General features: G+C 64.5%; 10 protein-coding genes. 8 read left to right on the top strand and 2 right to left on the bottom strand.

Annotation, left to right across the window (positions count from 1 at the left end; translation table 11 throughout):
- Positions 1–9: 9 nt before the first annotated feature.
- From LNV07_RS20020 to murU, 8 genes are all read left to right on the top strand, one after another.
- Complete coding sequence (locus LNV07_RS20020) at positions 10–2,211, top strand: CehA/McbA family metallohydrolase domain-containing protein (RefSeq protein WP_263572948.1); 2,202 nt, start codon at positions 10–12, stop codon at positions 2,209–2,211.
- 186 nt (positions 2,212–2,397) lie between these two features.
- Positions 2,398–3,261: a peptidylprolyl isomerase gene (locus LNV07_RS20015; protein WP_263572947.1), complete on the top strand. Its 864-nt coding sequence runs from the start codon at positions 2,398–2,400 to the stop codon at positions 3,259–3,261.
- Entirely contained in the window at positions 3,258–4,208 is a 951-nt protein-coding gene (locus LNV07_RS20010; RefSeq protein WP_263572946.1) for a HupE/UreJ family protein, read from the top strand. Before LNV07_RS20015 ends, LNV07_RS20010 begins: the two co-directional genes overlap by 4 nt.
- Positions 4,209–4,212: 4 nt before the next feature.
- On the top strand, positions 4,213–4,842 hold the full coding sequence (locus LNV07_RS20005) for a 2OG-Fe(II) oxygenase family protein (RefSeq protein ID WP_263572945.1): 630 nt from the start codon (positions 4,213–4,215) through the stop codon (positions 4,840–4,842).
- Entirely contained in the window at positions 4,842–7,421 is a 2,580-nt protein-coding gene (locus tag LNV07_RS20000) for a fused MFS/spermidine synthase (protein WP_263572944.1), read from the top strand. Before LNV07_RS20005 ends, LNV07_RS20000 begins: the two co-directional genes overlap by 1 nt.
- Before the next feature lie 109 nt (positions 7,422–7,530).
- The gene (locus LNV07_RS19995) at positions 7,531–8,694 is read left to right on the top strand and encodes a porin (RefSeq protein WP_263572943.1); all 1,164 of its coding nucleotides are present in this window, start codon (positions 7,531–7,533) and stop codon (positions 8,692–8,694) included.
- 14 nt (positions 8,695–8,708) lie between these two features.
- The gene (locus LNV07_RS19990) at positions 8,709–9,125 is read left to right on the top strand and encodes a type 2 periplasmic-binding domain-containing protein (protein WP_263572942.1); all 417 of its coding nucleotides are present in this window, start codon (positions 8,709–8,711) and stop codon (positions 9,123–9,125) included.
- A 59-nt stretch (positions 9,126–9,184) separates the two neighbouring features.
- Entirely contained in the window at positions 9,185–9,877 is a 693-nt protein-coding gene (gene murU / locus LNV07_RS19985) for an N-acetylmuramate alpha-1-phosphate uridylyltransferase MurU (protein ID WP_263572941.1), read from the top strand.
- A gap of 36 nt (positions 9,878–9,913) precedes the next feature.
- Here the strand turns inward: murU and LNV07_RS19980 are convergent, their stop codons facing one another.
- Both LNV07_RS19980 and LNV07_RS19975 read right to left on the bottom strand, forming a co-directional pair.
- Entirely contained in the window at positions 9,914–13,174 is a 3,261-nt protein-coding gene (locus LNV07_RS19980) for a ligand-binding sensor domain-containing diguanylate cyclase (protein WP_263572940.1), read from the bottom strand.
- Between the two features lie 45 nt (positions 13,175–13,219).
- Positions 13,220–16,354, bottom strand: a complete 3,135-nt coding sequence (locus LNV07_RS19975) for a ligand-binding sensor domain-containing protein (protein ID WP_263572939.1) — start codon at positions 16,352–16,354, stop codon at positions 13,220–13,222.
- Positions 16,355–16,414 lie beyond the last annotated feature (60 nt).

The following is a 16,414-nucleotide window of genomic DNA, read 5'->3' as shown; positions in this document are numbered from 1 at the left end:
GTTGTTCCCATGAAATTCGGTTTCAGCAAGAGCCGGCTCGCCCTCGCGGCAGTCGCAGCCATCGGCTGCAGCACCCTCGCCATCGTCCCAACTATGGCCAACGCCGCCGGCAAGACCGCAGGCCAATATGTGGCGGGCGACTTCCACAACCACACCACTTGCTCGGACGGTTCGATCTCGATGCAAAAGCTGGTCAAAAAGGTTACCGACAAGACCGACGGCACTTTCGGTCTGGACTGGTTCGTGCAAGCCGGCCACGGCGGCAGCGGCAATCGCAACTGCACCCTGGCTGAAGACGCTTCGCTGAGCACGCCTGCCTACCCTTATGTGGCCGGCAAGGGCCCGACAACAACCTGGGCCAACAGCATTGGCGCAGCAGCCATCAAGGGTGACGGCGGCGGCGTCGCCGGCAATGGCAATATGTGGCGCTGGCAGTCGCTGCAAGAATTCCAGTACCCACTGGTCGAATACCTGGCGGCAATGAAGAACCAGCCGATGTTCCTGGGCCTGGAGTCGGTCGTGGCCGGCCACGAGCACAGCTCGATGAGCATCATCACCGGCCAGATGCCTGCCGCCCTGGACGGCGCCACGCTGCCCAACACCCCTGGCTACACCGCACTCGGCAACGCCAACGCGCTGGCCCAATGGTCGTATTGTTTTGACCGTGGCGACGGCGACAAGAGCCGCGGCAACACCACCGGCTCCGCCATCGGCAACAACTGGAATTGCTCGGTCAACGGCAGCAACAGCGCCGCCGACCCAAGCTGGAACGTGACGGCTCAGAAGCTGATGCCCGCCAGCGGCGCCGGCGTCGGCACCAAGGGTCACCTGAAGACGGTTGAAGCCATCAAGTGGATGGCCCAAAACCACGCCAATGGCAGCTACTACGTGCCCGCCCACCTGGAGCGCGCCGGCCCCTTCAACCCGGACGGCAATAACGGCTTCAACGTCGAGCATCTGCGCAACTTCAACAATGCCGGCCCGGACATCGCCTTCGGCTTCGAGACTCAGCCTGGCCACGGCGCGTCGTCGGACCGCGGTGAGTACTACCCTGGCCGCAACAATATCGGCGGCGCGATGGTGGACTCGGTCGGCGGCACCACCTGGGGCGGCACCGGCGTCTACGGCGCCCAAGTCGGCGGCGTCTGGGATGCCCTGCTGGGCGAAGGTCGCAACTTCTGGTTCTTTGCTTCGTCCGACTGGCATAACCGTGGCAGTTTCGGCCCGGATGACCGCCGCTCGACACAAGACTTCTACCCCGGCGAATATCAGCGCAACTACACCATGGTGCGTAACGGCGCCGACAAGCTGCGTCCACAAACGATTGTTGACGGTCTGCGCAGCGGCAATAACTTTGCCTCCAGCGGCCAGCTGATCGACCGCCTGGCCTTCGTCGCCTGCGCTTCTTACGCCGGCCCTGCCGCGCGCACGAATGCACAAGTCGAAGCCTTGGCCGTGGCCGCCGCCACCAATAACCGCGCTGTCGAAGCCAGCGGCTGTGCCACCATGGGCGAAAAGCTCGTCGTGCGTCCAGGCGCCGAGATCGTCGTGACCGTGGTGGTGCGCGACCCGGCCGGCGTGAACTACTCGCCCTACACCTTCGCCAACCCCTCGCTGAAGCAAGTCGGCATCACCCAAGCGCTGAACAAGCCTGTGCTGGATCACATCGATCTGGTGCGCGGCATGGTCAGCGGTTACAAGACGCCTGGCGCAGCCGACTATGCGGGTCAGTGGCCCAACAGCTGGTTGGTCAACCCCGATCTGGCCACGGTGCCAGCAGCCGCCAAGAACACCACGGCCGCTGTGATCAAGACCTTCAGCGGCAACGGTGGATCGGCTTGGACGGCAGTGGCTTCCGGCGTTGACAACAGCGAATTCCTGAAGATGACCTACCGCATTCCAGCGGTGCAGGCCTCGCAATATGTGCGTCTGCGCGGCAGCAATCTGCCGGCCGCCGTGCCTTTCGAGACCGACGCCAATGGCAACCCGCTGGCCGACATCCACACCAATGCCCGCACACCATCCAAGCTGATGATTGCCTGCACCACCGTGGGCACGACCGAGTTCAATGGCTGCCCGGCGCATCTGCCGGTCGTGAATGGCCAGAAGATGGTCGCCAACGACGTCGCCGCCTGGTCCGATCTGTGGTTCTACAGCAACCCGATCTACGTTCAGGTGAACGGCTCTACCGTGGTGGCCGGCGTCAAGTAATCCTGCACCGACAAGCCTCGCTTGAAGGGCGCCATGCGGCAACGCGTGGCGCCCTTTTTCATTTTCTCGAGGCGCCAATAGTCCATTCGGCGAACGTCTTCATCCTGACATGCTCGCGTCATAAGATCCTTGGCTTTGCTGCCCATTGGCCCTTTGCACGCGCTCGCTGGGCCGGAACTTGACCCCATGTCCACATCCCCAAACACCCCATCTTTCACTGGGCTCAGCGTCCGCCCCGCCGGTCAGGCTCGCTCGGCCTGGCTGCGCGAACCCCTGCTGCACTTCCTGGTTTTGGGCGCGCTGTTGTTTGCCGCCGACCATGTCCTGGTCGGCCGCTCCGACGACCCGCGCAGCATCGTCGTCGGTGCTGCGGTCGATGCCGAGGCCAAGCAGGTGTTCACCGCCGCGCGCGGACGCGAACCGAATGCCGAGGAGTTGAAGGCGCTGCGCCAGGTCTGGCTCGACAACGAAGTGCTTTACCGCGAAGGCTTGGCGCTGCAGGTCGACCGTGGCGATACGGCCATCCGCGAGCGGGTGATCTTCAAGGCGCTCAGCGTCGTCGATGCCAACACCAAGCTGCCCGCCGTCGACGACAAGGTCTTGCGCGACTGGTTCGAGAAGAACCGCGCCAAATACGATGAGCCGGCCCGCTTCGACTTTCAAGAGGCCGCGCTGTCGGGCGACAACAGTGAGGCCGCCGCGCGCGCCTTTGTCACCGAGCTGAATGCCGGCACGCCGGGCGATGCCAAGGCCGGCCTGCGGGTCTTCAAAGGCCGGCCGCACGGCAATATCGTGCAGAGCTACGGGGCCGAATTTGCCCAGGCGCTGGAAGCCTTGCCGCCGGGCGAATGGCGCGCATTGCCAACCCGCGAGGGCTGGCGCGCGATGCGCCTGGAAGCCATCAGCCCGGCCAAGCCGGCGAATTTTGAGACGCTGCGCGGCGTGCTGCTGCCGGACTGGACCGACGCCACCATGGCCGAGCAGCGCAGTGCCGCGGTGCGCGCTCTGACGCAGAAGTACAAGGTCAAGTACGAGGCCAGCAAGCCATGATGTTGCGTTTGTTCAAGGCCCTGCTGGCCGGCCTGGCGCTGCTGAGCAGCCTGGCTAGCGCGCATGAAATGAGCATGGCCGAGATGCAGCTGCGCGAGATGGCGCGCGGCGAATTCTTCTGGCAATGGACGGCCAGCGAAAAGCGTGCGCCTGCCGAAGTGCTCAAGCCGATCTGGCCCGAAAGCTGCCAGGTCGAAGGCAATGTATTGCACTGCGGCGCGGCAGGCCTGAGCGGCCGCATGGCGATGGACGGTGTGGGTCAGGCCTATTCGGCGGTGATGGTCAAGGTCTTCTGGCTCGACGGCCAGACCCGCGTCTACACCCTGACCGGCGGCCAGCCGAGCGTGCAACTCTACGGTGCAGCGGATGACAGCCGCGGCATGGGTGAGATCGCCCGCGCCTACACGTTGCTGGGCGTCGAGCACATCCTGGCCGGCATCGATCACCTCTTGTTCGTGATCGCGATGCTGATGCTGGTGGGCTTCAATAGCCGACTGATCTGGACCATCAGCGCCTTCACGCTGGCCCACAGTCTGACCTTGGCCAGCAGCGCTTTGGGCTGGTTAATCTTGCGCCCGCCGCCGGTCGAGGCGGCGATCGCCTTGTCCATCGTGCTAGTCGCAGCCGAGGCCTTGCACCAACGCCAGACGATTGCGCGGCGCTGGCCGGCGCTGGTCGCCTTCTTGTTCGGTCTGGTCCATGGCCTGGGCTTTGCCGGCGCACTGAAAGAGATCGGTCTGCCGGATCAGCATTTGCTGGTCGCGCTGCTGACCTTCAATCTCGGCGTCGAAATCGGCCAGTTGCTGACCGTCGCGGCGGCCTTCGCCTTGTGGCGCCTGAGCTCGCGCTGGCCCTGGGCCGCCAAGGCTCGCAGCGCCTTGCTCTATGCGATTGGCGCGATGGCCGCTTATTGGTCCTTGCTGCGCATTGTCAGCATATTTGCCTGAAATCATGTCGAACACCGAAGTCATCAGCCTCTTCCCCACGCCCTTCTTGCGCGCGCCCAGCGCATTACCAGCGGCCCTGGTGGACGCCTTGGTCGCCCATTTCAGCCAGCAGGCCTTGCAAGAAAACAATGCCTCCGCGCAGCTCTCCCACACCCGCATGCTGAAGCCGAGCGAGAGCCCCTTGCTGGTCGAGGCGGCCGCGCTGATAACGCCGAAACTGAGCGAGTTCGGCGCGCTGATGTTTGGCGAGCAGATGGGTTGGTCACTGAAAGAAATGTGGGTCAATGTGCTGGACCTGGGTGGTCGACAGGCGATGCACAACCATGCCAACAGCTTTATCTCGGGCGTGGTGTATCTGACGCCCACGCATCAGTCCTCGCGCACCGTCTTCATGAAGTCGCCCGGCGGGACCGACTTCTCGTTCAAGAACGACCATGCCGGTGTCGCCACCGGCCCCTTCAATGCCGAGAAGTGGGTCAGCCCGCAACCCGCAGCTGGCGATCTGGTGCTCTTCCCCAGCTACCTGATGCATGCGGTGCCGCCTAACGAGGGTGATAGACGCATCACCCTGGCCTTCAACGCAATCCCGGTCAAGCTCGACTCCTGGGGCTACCAAATCGGCTTCAGCGGTTGATGGCAAAGATCAAACGGGGCGAAGGCGTCGCGCTGGCCCTGATGCTGGCCTCCGGCTTTGCCGGCCTGGGCTATCAGGTCGTCTGGACCCAGCAAGCCGGGCTCTGGCTGGGCCATGAATCGGCCGCCGTGCTGGCGGTGGTGGCGGCGTTTTTCGGCGGCCTGTCGCTCGGCGCCTTGGGGCTGGGCCCGCGCATCGAGCGCTCGACAAGTCCGCTGCGCTGGTATGCGGGCTTGGAACTCGTCATTGCCTGTTGGGGCCTCGCGCTGATCTTGCTGATGGCGCCGGCCAGCGCCACCATGCTCGCCCTGACCGGCGCGCGGCCCTCGCCGGCCTGGCAATGGACGGTCGCGTTCTTGGGCTGCTTATTGCTGCTGCTGCCGGCCACCGTAGCGATGGGCGCCACCTTGCCGGCGCTGGAGCGCGTGTTGGCGCAATGGCGCCGTACCGACCGCAGCGGCAGGTCGATTGCGACGCTTTACGCCAGCAACACCGCCGGCGCGGTGCTGGGCGTGCTGGTCAGCGCCTTCTGGCTCATTCCCAGCCTCGGTCTGACAAAGACGGCCGCGCTATGCGTGGCGCTGAATCTGCTCTGCGCGGGCGGCGCGATGCTGGTGCTGCGCGGCTCAAGCCCCGAATGCATCACCGTTATCGCAGCAGGCGCCGGCCGGCGCGCGATGCTGAGTCGTTTGACGCTGACCGGCCTGCTCGGCATCGGCTACGAGGTCTTGGTGGTGCGCGTGCTCAGCCAGGTGACCGAAGACACGGTCTACACCTTCGCCATGCTGCTGACGGTTTACTTGATCGGCACCGCCACCGGCGCCGCCGCTTGGCAGCGCTGGCTGAGCCACAAGCGCGACAGCCACAAGCTCAGTCATCAACTGCTCGCCGCCCTCACCCTCGCCTGCCTCTTGGGCTGCAGCAGTCTGTGGGCGGCGGAAACCTTGCGCGCCCAATTGTTGAGCGGCTTCGGACCCGGCATGGCGGCGGCCATCGGCGTCGAGGCCGCGCTGGCACTGGCCGCCTTTGCCCTGCCTACCTTGGTGATGGGCGCCTTGTTCAGCCAGCTGTGCGCGCAGGCGGCCCAAGCGGGCATCAGCTTCGGCCGCGCGATCGGCTTCAACACCTTGGGCGCGGCCTTCGCCCCGCTCTTGTTCGGCGTGCTGCTGACGCCGCTGCTCGGAGCGAAATGGACGCTGCTGCTGATTCCGCTTGGCTATCTCGCCTTGATGCCGCTGGGCTCCTGGCGCTGGGTGCTGCTGCCCGCCGGCGCCACGCTGGCGCTGGCGCTGCTGACGCCGCCGCTGGCCTTTGTCGAACTGCCCGAGGGTGGGCGGATTGTGAGTTACCACGAAGGCGCGATGGCCGCCGTCAGCGTGGTCGAAGACGCCGAGGGCGTGGCCCGCCTGCGCATCAACAACCGCCAGCAAGAAGGCAGCAGTTCCAGCCTCTGGTTCGACGCCCGCCAGGCGCTGTTGCCGCTGCTGCTGCACCCGGCGCCGAAGCAAGCGCTGTTCCTGGGTCTGGGCACCGGCATGACGGCAGCCTCGGCCGCCGAAGATCCTTCGCTGCGGGTCGATGCGGTGGAGTTGTTGCCCGAGGTGATCCAGGCCTCCGCTCATTTCACGCAAAGCCTCAATGAGGGCCGGGCGCATCCGAATCTGCAGCTCATCGCCGCCGATGCACGCCGTTATGTCAGGGCCGCCTCGACGGCCTATGACGTGATCATCTCGGACAACTTCCACCCGGCTCGCAGCGGCTCGGGCGCGCTCTACACGGTCGAGCATTTTCAAGCGGCGCGCGCAAGGCTGGCCGAGGGCGGCCTGTTCTGCCAATGGCTGCCGCTGCACCAGCTGGATTTGCAGAGCTTGCGCAGCATCGTGCGCTCGTTCTTGATCGCCTACCCCGGCGCCACCGCCATCCTGGCCAATAACAGCCTGGAGACGCCGGTGCTCGGCCTGATCGGGCGCGAAAACAAGGGCGCTTTCACCAGCCTGGAGGCGGCGCGAGCACGCCTGGCCGGCGCGGCGTTTGCCACACCGGCGCCGCGTTTCGGCATCGAAGACGCCTACGCGCTCTTGGGCAGCTTTGTAGCCGGCCCCGCCGCCTTGGACCAATTTGCCGGCGCGGCGCCGGCCAATACCGATGACCATCCGGTCGTTGCGCACCTGGCGCCGCGCATCACCTATGCCCCCGACACGACGCCGCGCGACCGGCTGCTGGCCTTGCTGCCGGCGCTGCAGATCACATCGGCAGAACTGCTGAACGAGGCTGACCCCGAGAATCGCTTGAGCGCTTATTGGGCGGCAAGACGGCGCTTCATAGAGGCCGGCCGTCAGGTCAAGCCCTCGGCCGACCTGCGCGCGATGCTGGCCCAGGTCCAAGGGCCGCTGCTTGATGTGTTGGGCCAGAGCCCCGACTTCCGCCCGGCCTACGACCCGCTCTTGCGCATGGCCGGCGCGCTCGCGGCGACCGAACCCGCAGCCGCTCGCGCGCTGCTGCAGCGCTTGCAGCAAGGGCAGCCCGCACGCCCCGAGGCGGGCAAGTTGTTGAGCCTGCTTGCCCATGAATCCGAATAAACCCTGAAAGAAAGCTTGCCGGCCGTTAAAGAACTCACGGTCAGCTGCCGATAGCCCCAGCTAAGCACCATTGCTGGGATGGCGCTGCCTGTTTCTGGAAGGACGGAAGATGAGAAAACTCCACGCTGTCAAGCTGCCAAAAATTGGGTCGGCGATCGCCTTGCTGATCGCTGCCGGCTCTGCATCCGCCATCGATTACAGCTATTCTGGCTTCGCCAATTTGACGGCAGGCAAGGTCATCAGCGGCGGCGGCCTGGATATCGGCTACCCCACGCCGCAAACTTGGTCCAAATGCCCGTCCTGCTATGTGGCCGACTTTTCACATGGCTCGGTGTACGAGACCAAGTGGTCGCTGGAGCCCGAATCGCGCGCCGGCTTGCAAGGCACCGTCAACTTCAGCTCCGACTTCTCCTTCACAGGCCAAGTGATGGCGCGGCATGCCGCCAAAGAGGCCAAAGTGGAGATCGAATGGGCTTTTCTGAGCTACAACCTGAGCCCGAAATTCACTTTGCAGGCCGGCCGCAAGCGCCTGCCTCTGTTTTATTTTTCGGATTTCCAGGACGTCAGCTTTGCCTACAACTGGGTGCGCGTGCCGCCGGATGTCTACGGCTGGGCGGTCGTCAACTACAACGGCGCCAACATCACCTATCGCGATGACATCGCCGGCTGGGCGGTCAAGTCCAACGCCTACGCGGGCCAGGAGCATTCCAAGGACAACCCGATCGGCAAGCTGGAGCGCCCGGAGCGCCAGGACATCAGCTGGGACAATATGTTGGGCATTGATTTGGAGCTCAATCGCGACTGGTTCACCGCACGTTTTTCCTACAACAAGTCCAAACAGCGCTCGGTCGCCTGGTTGCCCGAGGGTCAGGTGCAGACCTCGCCCGACCCCGATCTTTACGGCAAGTCATCGCCGCAGACCTTCAGCTCGGCGGCCTTCAATATCGACCTCGACAACTGGGTTGGCCGCAGCGAAATTTCGCGTGTCACCCGCACCCCGGCGCGCGGCAGCTACAAAGGCTTCATGCTCGGCGGCGGTTATCGGATCGGCAAATTCCTGCCGATGCTGACCGTCAGCCAATTGAAGGCCTATGGCTCCGGCGACGACTCCCGCCATGTCGAAACCGACAGCAATATCGGCGTCACCCTACGCTATCAAATGAGCGACAGCAGCAGCCTGAAATTGCAGGTGGATCGAAGCCGTTGGGACTTTCTTGACGGCACCGACAGCAAGCGCAAGCTCGTGACTTTGTCCTACGACCTGATCTTCTGAAGGGGAGCAGGATCATGTCACTCCACTGCAAAACTTTTTGTCTTGCCCTGCTGATCGGCAATGCGCAAGTCGCGAATGCCGATGTTGCGGTCATCGTTCATCCAGGCAACTCGGCCAGCATCGACGAGGAACAAATCACCAAGATCTTCCTCGGCCAAACCAAAACCTTCTCCGGCGGGGCCGAAGCCACCCCGGTCGACATCAAGGAGAGTCCGTTGCGGGAAGATTTTGGCAACAAGATCTTGAAGAAAACGCCCGCGCAATTGAAGGCCTTGTGGGCGCGGCAAATCTTCACCGGGGGTGCCAAGCCGCCGCGAGAGTTGGCCAGTGACGACGAGGTCGTCAAGTTTGTCGCCAGCACGCCCGGGGCGATCGGCTATGTTGATGCGGGCAAGGCGAATGCGACGGTCAAGGTGGTCGCCAAACATTGAGCGACTGAGACCTGGCCTCGATCTTTGGCTGTACCGGGCATGACCTAGACTGCATGCCCATGCGAGCCATCATTCTCGCGGCCGGGCGCGGTGAGCGCATGCGGCCGCTCACCGACAACTGCCCCAAGCCCTTGCTGTGCGTGCGCGGCAAGCCCTTGATCGAATTCCACATCGAGGCGCTGGCCGCCGCCGGGGTGCGCGACATCGTCATCAACACGGCCTGGCTGAGCGAGCAGTTCCCGGCCACGCTGGGCGACGGTTCCCGCTTCGGCCTGCGCCTGCATTTCAGCGATGAGTCGGGCGAGCCGGTCGGTGCCTTGGAAACTGCCGGCGGCATTGCCCGTGCATTACCGCTGTTAGGTGCGGACGGGGGCGAGGCGTTCTGGGTCGTTGCCGGCGATGTGTTTTTGCCGGACTTCCGCTTCCCCCAAATGGCCGCCGAACGCTTTTTGCACAGCGACCTGGATGCACATCTCTGGCTGACCCACAACAGCCCGCACCATCCCAAAGGCGATTTCGGCATCAGCGCCGAAGGCCTGGCGCTCGCAGACACAGCATCGCCGCGCTACACCTGGGCCAGCGTCGGACTATTCCGCCGCCGCCTGTTCGAGGCCATTGCCCCCGGCACCAAGGCGGCGCTACGCCCTGTTCTTGAGGATGCGATCCGGCGCCACAAACTCAGTGCCGAGCTGCTGAACGGCCGCTGGCTTGATGTCGGCACCGCCGAGCGACTGGCCTCGCTGCAAGACTGAGCCGCTATCAGCTCGGCCGAGCGTCAAGGCAAGGACTCAAGCTGATTTGGCCGCTGCCAGGACGGCGCCAACGTCGTGCGATGAGCCTGCCATCTGCAACTCACCGCTGGCCAACCAGTCGGCCAAGGGTCGATGCGCCGCTTGGCGCAAGGCCTCGGGCGAGGCGGCTTGAGCCGACAAAACGCCCATACAAGCATTGCGACCGGCCCGTTTGACCGCGTAAAGCGCGGCGTCGGCGATGTCGACCACGGCGGTCCAACCCAGCGCATCCAGGTGCTGCGGCGCCAAGGGGAAGGCCGCAAAACCGACCGAGCAAGTGCGCTGCAAGAGTTGCCCCCCGTCCAGCACAAAAGGATGATCGGCAACCATCGCTCGGGCTCGCTCGGCCAACTCGGCCGCATGAGCGCGCGAGGTGCCGCGCGCCACGATCAAGAACTCTTCGCCACCCCAGCGCACCAGATAATCACCGGCGCGGAATACGCTTTGCAGCCGTTCACGCATCTGCATCAGCACAGCATCGCCGGCCGCGTGACCATACATATCGTTGATTTGCTTGAAATGGTCGATATCGAGCAAGAAGAAGATCAGGTCGGCATCGTCTGCCGGCGGCTGCAGCCTGCCAAGCGGCAAAGGATCCGAGAGTTGCCCCGCATGGGCGCGCAGCGCCAAAGCCACGTCGCCCTCGATCTGTTGAGCCAGAAAACGTCGATTACGCAAGCCGGTCAACGGGTCGGTCAGGCTGGCCTCTTCAAGCGCTTGCGACTTTTGCTGCAAGGCCAGCGACAGCGCGTGCAACTCGGCGGTGCGCTCGTCAACCCTTTTTTCCAGCGCCAATTGTTGGCGCAACAGCAAGCCGGTGCGCAATCGCACCACCGCGTAAATCAAGGCCAGCATCAGCGCGGCGGCCAGCGCACGCGCCCACCAGGTTTGCCACCAAGCCGGCAGCACCTCGACGCCCAAGCTCAGTTCATGCGGGCTCCAATCACCGACCCGGTTGCTGCCACGCACACGCAGCAGGTAGTGGCCGGGATCAAGATTGCTGTAGCTGGCGACGCGCAAGTCGGCGCCCGTCTCTATCCAGTCCGCATCGAAACCCTCAAGTCGATAGCGATACTGGTTGCGAGCCGGCTTGCTGTAGTCAAGCGCGGCGAACTCGACACTGAAGCTGCGCTGCGCAGGCGTCAGCCGCAAGCCATTTGCGCCTAAGCCCGGCGCTTTCCGCTGCCCACCGATGCGCAGCTCCGACATCACCAGCGGCGGCGCAAAGTCCCAGCGCTCAAAGGCACCGGGGTTTGCCAGCAACAAGCCCTTGCTGGCCCCAAAAAGCATGCGACCGTCGCTCAGCTGCACATAGGAGCGAAACCAGCCGGTACCAAACTCGGCTCCATCGGCCGGGGTGAGCTCGTCAAGCCGCTGCTTGTGCGGGTCGTAAATATGCTGATGCGTCCAGATGCGCCCGCGCTCATCTTCAAGCAGGTTCGCACCGAAGGCCCGGCCGACCATGCCGAATCGTTCGCTGATGTTCTCGAACTCGGCCTGATGACCGTCCCATTGACTCAGCCGATGCAGCCCGGCCGAAGAGGTATCGACCCACAGCGTCTTTTGCTGCTGATGTCGCCCCAACAACAACCCGATCACCGCCGAATGGGCGCGCTGGGGATCGCTGTGCATGGCCACCGCGAGCAGCTCGGCGCTGCCAGAGGCGACATAGAAAAGACCTTTTTCGGCCCCGACCCAAACGCCTCCATCGGCCGCCCCCACGATGGCATTGATACTGCCGCTCAGATCGCCCCCACCCACTCGCCTTACCCGCTGCGGGGCGGCCTCTCCAGGCCTCATGACAAACAGGCCGTCCGTCGTGCCCAACCACAAGCTGCCGTCAGGGGCAGCCCAGAGTCGACGCACATAGCCGCTGATTGGCGGCAGCTGCCGCAATTGCCGGCGGGCTCGGTCGAATTGATACAAACCGGCATCGTCGCTGAGCCAGACCGTGCCGTCGGGGCCCTGCGCCAGCGCCCCCACACGGCTACTCGGCCGCAGCTTGCCGTCCAATGCAGGCCGCAGCGATGCGGTCACCTGCAAATGCTGATCCAGCACCAAGACCCCGGTCGAGTCGGTGCCCGCCCACACCTCACCGTTGTCCAACTGCAGCAAACTGCGCACATTGGCCTCTTCAAAACGGTGCCCGGACAAATGGTCCCCGGCCCTGAGCTCAAAGCTGCGATTACCCAAATTGTGACGCTGCAGCCCCAAGCCATAGCCGCCCAGCCAAACCCAGCCTTGCTTGTCAAGCAGGATCGCCCGCACATCGTTACCGACCAGGCCGCTGGACTGGCGAATGTCGTGGCGCAGGCGCCTCAAGGCTCGGCCATCACGGGCGTCGTAAATCTCCAGCCCGGCCACCGTACCCACCCACATCTGACCCGAGGGCGTCGCCACCAGACTCAATACTTCACCTCGGGCTACGCCGGTCTTTCCCTCTAACTCGGCGGCAGGCTGGACGCGCAAGCCCTTTTTTGTGAGTGGATCAATGATGAGCAGATCCCCCTCCCGGGTGCCAACCCAGATGCGACCATCTGCCGCCTCGTACAAGCCGGTAACGTTCTTGTTGAGCAGACCGCCCACATCGGAGGGGTCCGAAAACACCGTCTCGAAGTGATCCTGCCCACGCGAACGCCGGCTCAGGCCGGCCCAAGAACCGACCCACAGATCGCCGTTCGAGGCGAGCAACAAGGCTTGCACCCGGTCATCGGGCAGGCTGCCGGCCGCCGCGCTATGACGAAAGCGCGTGAAGACGCCTTTGGCGGGATCGAAACGCTCCAAGCCACCACCGACACTGCCGACCCAAATGGCGCCGTCGCGATCTTCAGCCAGCGCCCTGATCGTCGGCGCCGAGCCTCGCTTGCCGGCCGGCTGCGAATCGGCATCGCTGCGGTGAAAACTGAGCTGCTCGGTCTGGGTGTCCAGCACGGCCAAGCCCGCGGACTCGGTGCCGATCCACAAGCGCCCATCGCGGCCAGCCAAAAGCGCGCGCGCGAAACCGAGTTTGTCTTGCCCGATGGTGCGGAACTGATAGCCGTCGTAGCGAAAAAGTCCGGTTGGTGTGCCTATCCACAAGAACTGCTGACGGTCTTGCACCAAGGTTGCAACAACGCCATGAGAAATCGCCTCTGCGCCCACCGACTCGAAGCGCGGCTCGACCAGCGAGCCTTGCACAGCAGCAACGGGCATGGCCAGGCAGACCAGCAAAAACAGATGAAGCAAGCGCAGCAGCATGGTGCCGATATTAGCGGGCATGAGCCGGCTTGATCGAGCAAAAAACCCGCGGGGATCTTGATATGGTCAGGCGGCCGAGCGAGCCAGCTCCAGCTCGCCGCTGGCCAGCCAGTCGGCCATCGGTTGGTGCAGCCGCTCGCTCAAGGCCTGCGCCGAGTCGACTTTTGCATTCAATACACCGAGCCAGCCCTTGCGTCCGGCTCGTTTGACGGCCAACAGCGCCGCATCGGCGAGATTGACCGTGGCGTTCCAGTCGATCGCCCTTTGGGCATTGGGCGCGAGCGGGAAGCAGGCAAAGCCGAGCGAACAGGTTTTGCTCAAATGGCTGCCGTCATCCAACTCAAACGGCAGCTCGGCGATGGCACGACAGGCGCGCTCGGCCAACTCGGCGGCATGCAGGCGCGAGGTCTCGCGCGCAACGATCAAGAACTCCTCGCCACCCCAGCGCACCAGGTAGTCGCTGTCGCGGAACACCGATTGCAGGCGCACGCGAATCTGCCGCAGCACCGCGTCGCCCGCTGCGTGGCCGAGCAGATCGTTGATCTGCTTGAAATGGTCGATATCGAGCAAGAAGAAGATCAGGTCGATATCGTCTGACGCGTCGCCTTGCTTGGGCGACTCGTGCCTGCGCAGCGTCAAGGCCACATCGGCCTCAATCTGCTGGGCCAGAAACCGCCGGTTGCGCAGCCCCGTCAAGGGGTCGGTCAGACTGGAGACCTCCAACTCGGCCGTGCGCTCGCGCACCTTGTTCTCCAACCAGGTCTGGCGCCGGCGCAAGAGCCCTGTACGCCAACGCACCAAGGCTGCGATGGCTGCGGCCACCAGCGCCAGCAGCGCCGCGTGAAACCACCATTGCTGCCACCAAGCCGGCAAAACCTTCACCTTGATCGCCAGTTGCTGCTCGCTGGCGACACCGCTGCGGTTGTGCGCACGCACCCGCAACACATAGTCGCCGGGGCTCAGATTGCTGTAACTGGCGACGCGCAGATCGGCACTGGTTTCGATCCAGCCGGGATCAAAGCCCTGCAAGCGATAGGCATAGCGGCTGCGGCCCGGATTGCTGTAATCCAGCGCGGCGAACTCCAGGCTGAAGCTGCGCTGCTGCGGGCTCAGGCGCAAACCATCCTGCAATTGCCCCACTTGCTGACGCTCACCATTGATGCGCAGCTCCGACACCACCAGCGGCGGCGCATAGGTCGAGCGATCAAAAAGCTCCGGCACCACCACCGCCACACCCTTGCTGCCGCCGAACAAAAAACGGCCATCCGCCGTCTTGGTGTACGAGAAGAACCAGGGCGTGCCAATGTCCAGACCATCGGTCGCGCTCAACTCGTCCAACCTGTCGGTGGCCGGGTCATAGACATTCATCTGCGTCCAGATGCGCCCACGCCCGTCCTCCAGCAGATTGGCACCAAAGGGCTTGTTGACGATGCCGTGGCGCTCGCTGATGCGCTCGAAGCTGGCCAGCGCGCCGTCCCAGCTCTTCATCCGGTGCAGGCCGCTGACGCCGGTGTCGACCCACAGCCTGTTCTTGCTATCGAACAAGAGGCCGATCACGCTGGGTTTGCCCAGGCCCGCATCGGCCGGCGAGGCGACCGGGCGCAACACCGTCTCGCCCGACGCCAGACGAAACAGACCGCTCATCGCGCCGACCCAGAGCGCATGGTCGGGCGCCTCGGCCAGGCTGTGGACCTCGCCAGCAAATACCTCGCCAGCCGGCAAAGCAATTCGCTGCAGGCCCGCCGCGCTCGGCCGCAAGACATGCAGGCCATCGCTGGTGCCCAGCCAGAGTGAACCGTCGCTGCCTGCCAGCAGCCGACGCGCCTCGCCGCCGGCGTGGGCCAGCTTGCGCAAAGGGCGCAACCGGCCGTCGAGTTGCGACATCTCGGCGTTGGTGGCCAGCCAGACCTTGCCGTCCGCCATTTGCGCCATCGCACCGATGCGCCCCTGGCTCGGCAAGCTCCGCATCCCCTGCAGGCCGGCGTCCAGCTGCGTCAAGCCTTTGACCCGGCCGGCGGCCAAGATGTCGCCGCTTCGCAGTTGCAAAAGCGCGCCCACATTGGCCTGCTGAAACAACCTGCGGTCCGCCCCGGGCTCGGCGGGGCCGTCGGCAGACCGGACCCAGATGCTCTGGTTGGCCGGGTTGTGGCGCTGCAGACCCAGGCCCAGCCCGCCGACCCAGATCCAACCCGCGCGGTCTATCAACAGCTTGATGACCGTCTCCCCGGCCAGCCCGCCGCGCTTGAGTGGGTCATGGCGGAGTTGCTGCAGCAATAGCGTTGACTTCGCCTCGTGCACATCGATGCCGGCCGCATGCCCCAGCCAGACGCGCCCGTCCGAGCTCTCGACGATGCTGTTGATGGCACCGCGGTCTTTGCCACCGATGGGCAGCCTGCGCCCCTTGCCATCGGCCGCGTCGAGCACATCAAGCACGGCCACCTCGCCCCGCCCGGTACCCACCCAGAGCCTGCCGTCGGCGGCCTGGAACAAGCTCTGCACCAGCTGTCCCACCAGCATTGCGTCCGGCCCCTTGATCGATTCGAATCGATCAGAGCCCTTGAGCCGCCGGCTCAGGCCCGTCCAGCCGCCGACCCAAAGCGTGCCTTGCCCGTCCACCAGCAAGGACTGCACCCGGTCGTCGGGCAGGCCCGTGGCTTGGCGGAAATGGCGAAAGCTTTTGGCGACGGGGTCAAACCTGTGCAGGCCAGCGCCCAGGGTCGCGACCCAAATCGCGCCATCAGCGTCCTCGGCCAGCGCCGTGATGGTCGCCAAGGCCGTCTTGGCCTGATCGCTGGCCCGGCCTTTGTTCGGTTCGAAACAATAACTGCTGATTTGCCCGGTCAGCGGGTCGAAAACGGCCAAGCCATCGGACTCGGTGCCTATCCACAGACGCCCATCACGGGCCGGCAGCAAGGCGCGCAACCAGCCCAGATTGCGCTCCGCTGCAATTTCGCTGCTGCGCTCCTGCGGTCGAAAACGGTAGCCATCGTGGCGCACCAGGCCATCGCCGGTGCCGACCCAGATGAAACCGGCACTGTCTTGCGCCAGCGATGCCACCACGCCGCGCGGGATGGCGTCGGCACCGACCGATTCAAAGCGGGGTTCGGCCAAGACGGCGGCGACAGGCTCGGGCAGCGCGAACGACGGCAGGGCGGTAGCTGTCAGCAGAAGTAAGGCGCTAAACCGACGAATCCAATTCATCGAGCACTATGGCATGTGCAGATGACGGCTCCGCCCCCAAGAAACCCGAGCATTGATTCA

Source organism: Roseateles oligotrophus, from assembly GCF_025717515.1.
Lineage (GTDB): Bacteria > Pseudomonadota > Gammaproteobacteria > Burkholderiales > Burkholderiaceae_C > Paucibacter_A > Paucibacter_A oligotrophus.
The sequence above is the reverse complement of the archived record's forward strand: the minus strand, read 5'-3'. Positions and strand labels throughout refer to the sequence as shown.

Excerpts from the sequence above, each read along its gene's own strand:
- LNV07_RS20020 (WP_263572948.1), top strand. The coding sequence starts at position 10 with ATGAAATTCGGTTTCAGCAAGAGCCGGCTCGCCCTCGCGGCAGTCGCA.
- LNV07_RS20015 (WP_263572947.1), top strand. The coding sequence starts at position 2,398 with ATGTCCACATCCCCAAACACCCCATCTTTCACTGGGCTCAGCGTCCGC.
- LNV07_RS20010 (WP_263572946.1), top strand. The coding sequence starts at position 3,258 with ATGATGTTGCGTTTGTTCAAGGCCCTGCTGGCCGGCCTGGCGCTGCTG.
- LNV07_RS20005 (WP_263572945.1), top strand. The coding sequence starts at position 4,213 with ATGTCGAACACCGAAGTCATCAGCCTCTTCCCCACGCCCTTCTTGCGC.
- LNV07_RS20000 (WP_263572944.1), top strand. The coding sequence starts at position 4,842 with ATGGCAAAGATCAAACGGGGCGAAGGCGTCGCGCTGGCCCTGATGCTG.
- LNV07_RS19995 (WP_263572943.1), top strand. The coding sequence starts at position 7,531 with ATGAGAAAACTCCACGCTGTCAAGCTGCCAAAAATTGGGTCGGCGATC.
- LNV07_RS19990 (WP_263572942.1), top strand. The coding sequence starts at position 8,709 with ATGTCACTCCACTGCAAAACTTTTTGTCTTGCCCTGCTGATCGGCAAT.
- murU (WP_263572941.1), top strand. The coding sequence starts at position 9,185 with ATGCGAGCCATCATTCTCGCGGCCGGGCGCGGTGAGCGCATGCGGCCG.
- LNV07_RS19980 (WP_263572940.1), bottom strand. The coding sequence starts at position 13,174 with ATGCCCGCTAATATCGGCACCATGCTGCTGCGCTTGCTTCATCTGTTT.
- LNV07_RS19975 (WP_263572939.1), bottom strand. The coding sequence starts at position 16,354 with ATGAATTGGATTCGTCGGTTTAGCGCCTTACTTCTGCTGACAGCTACC.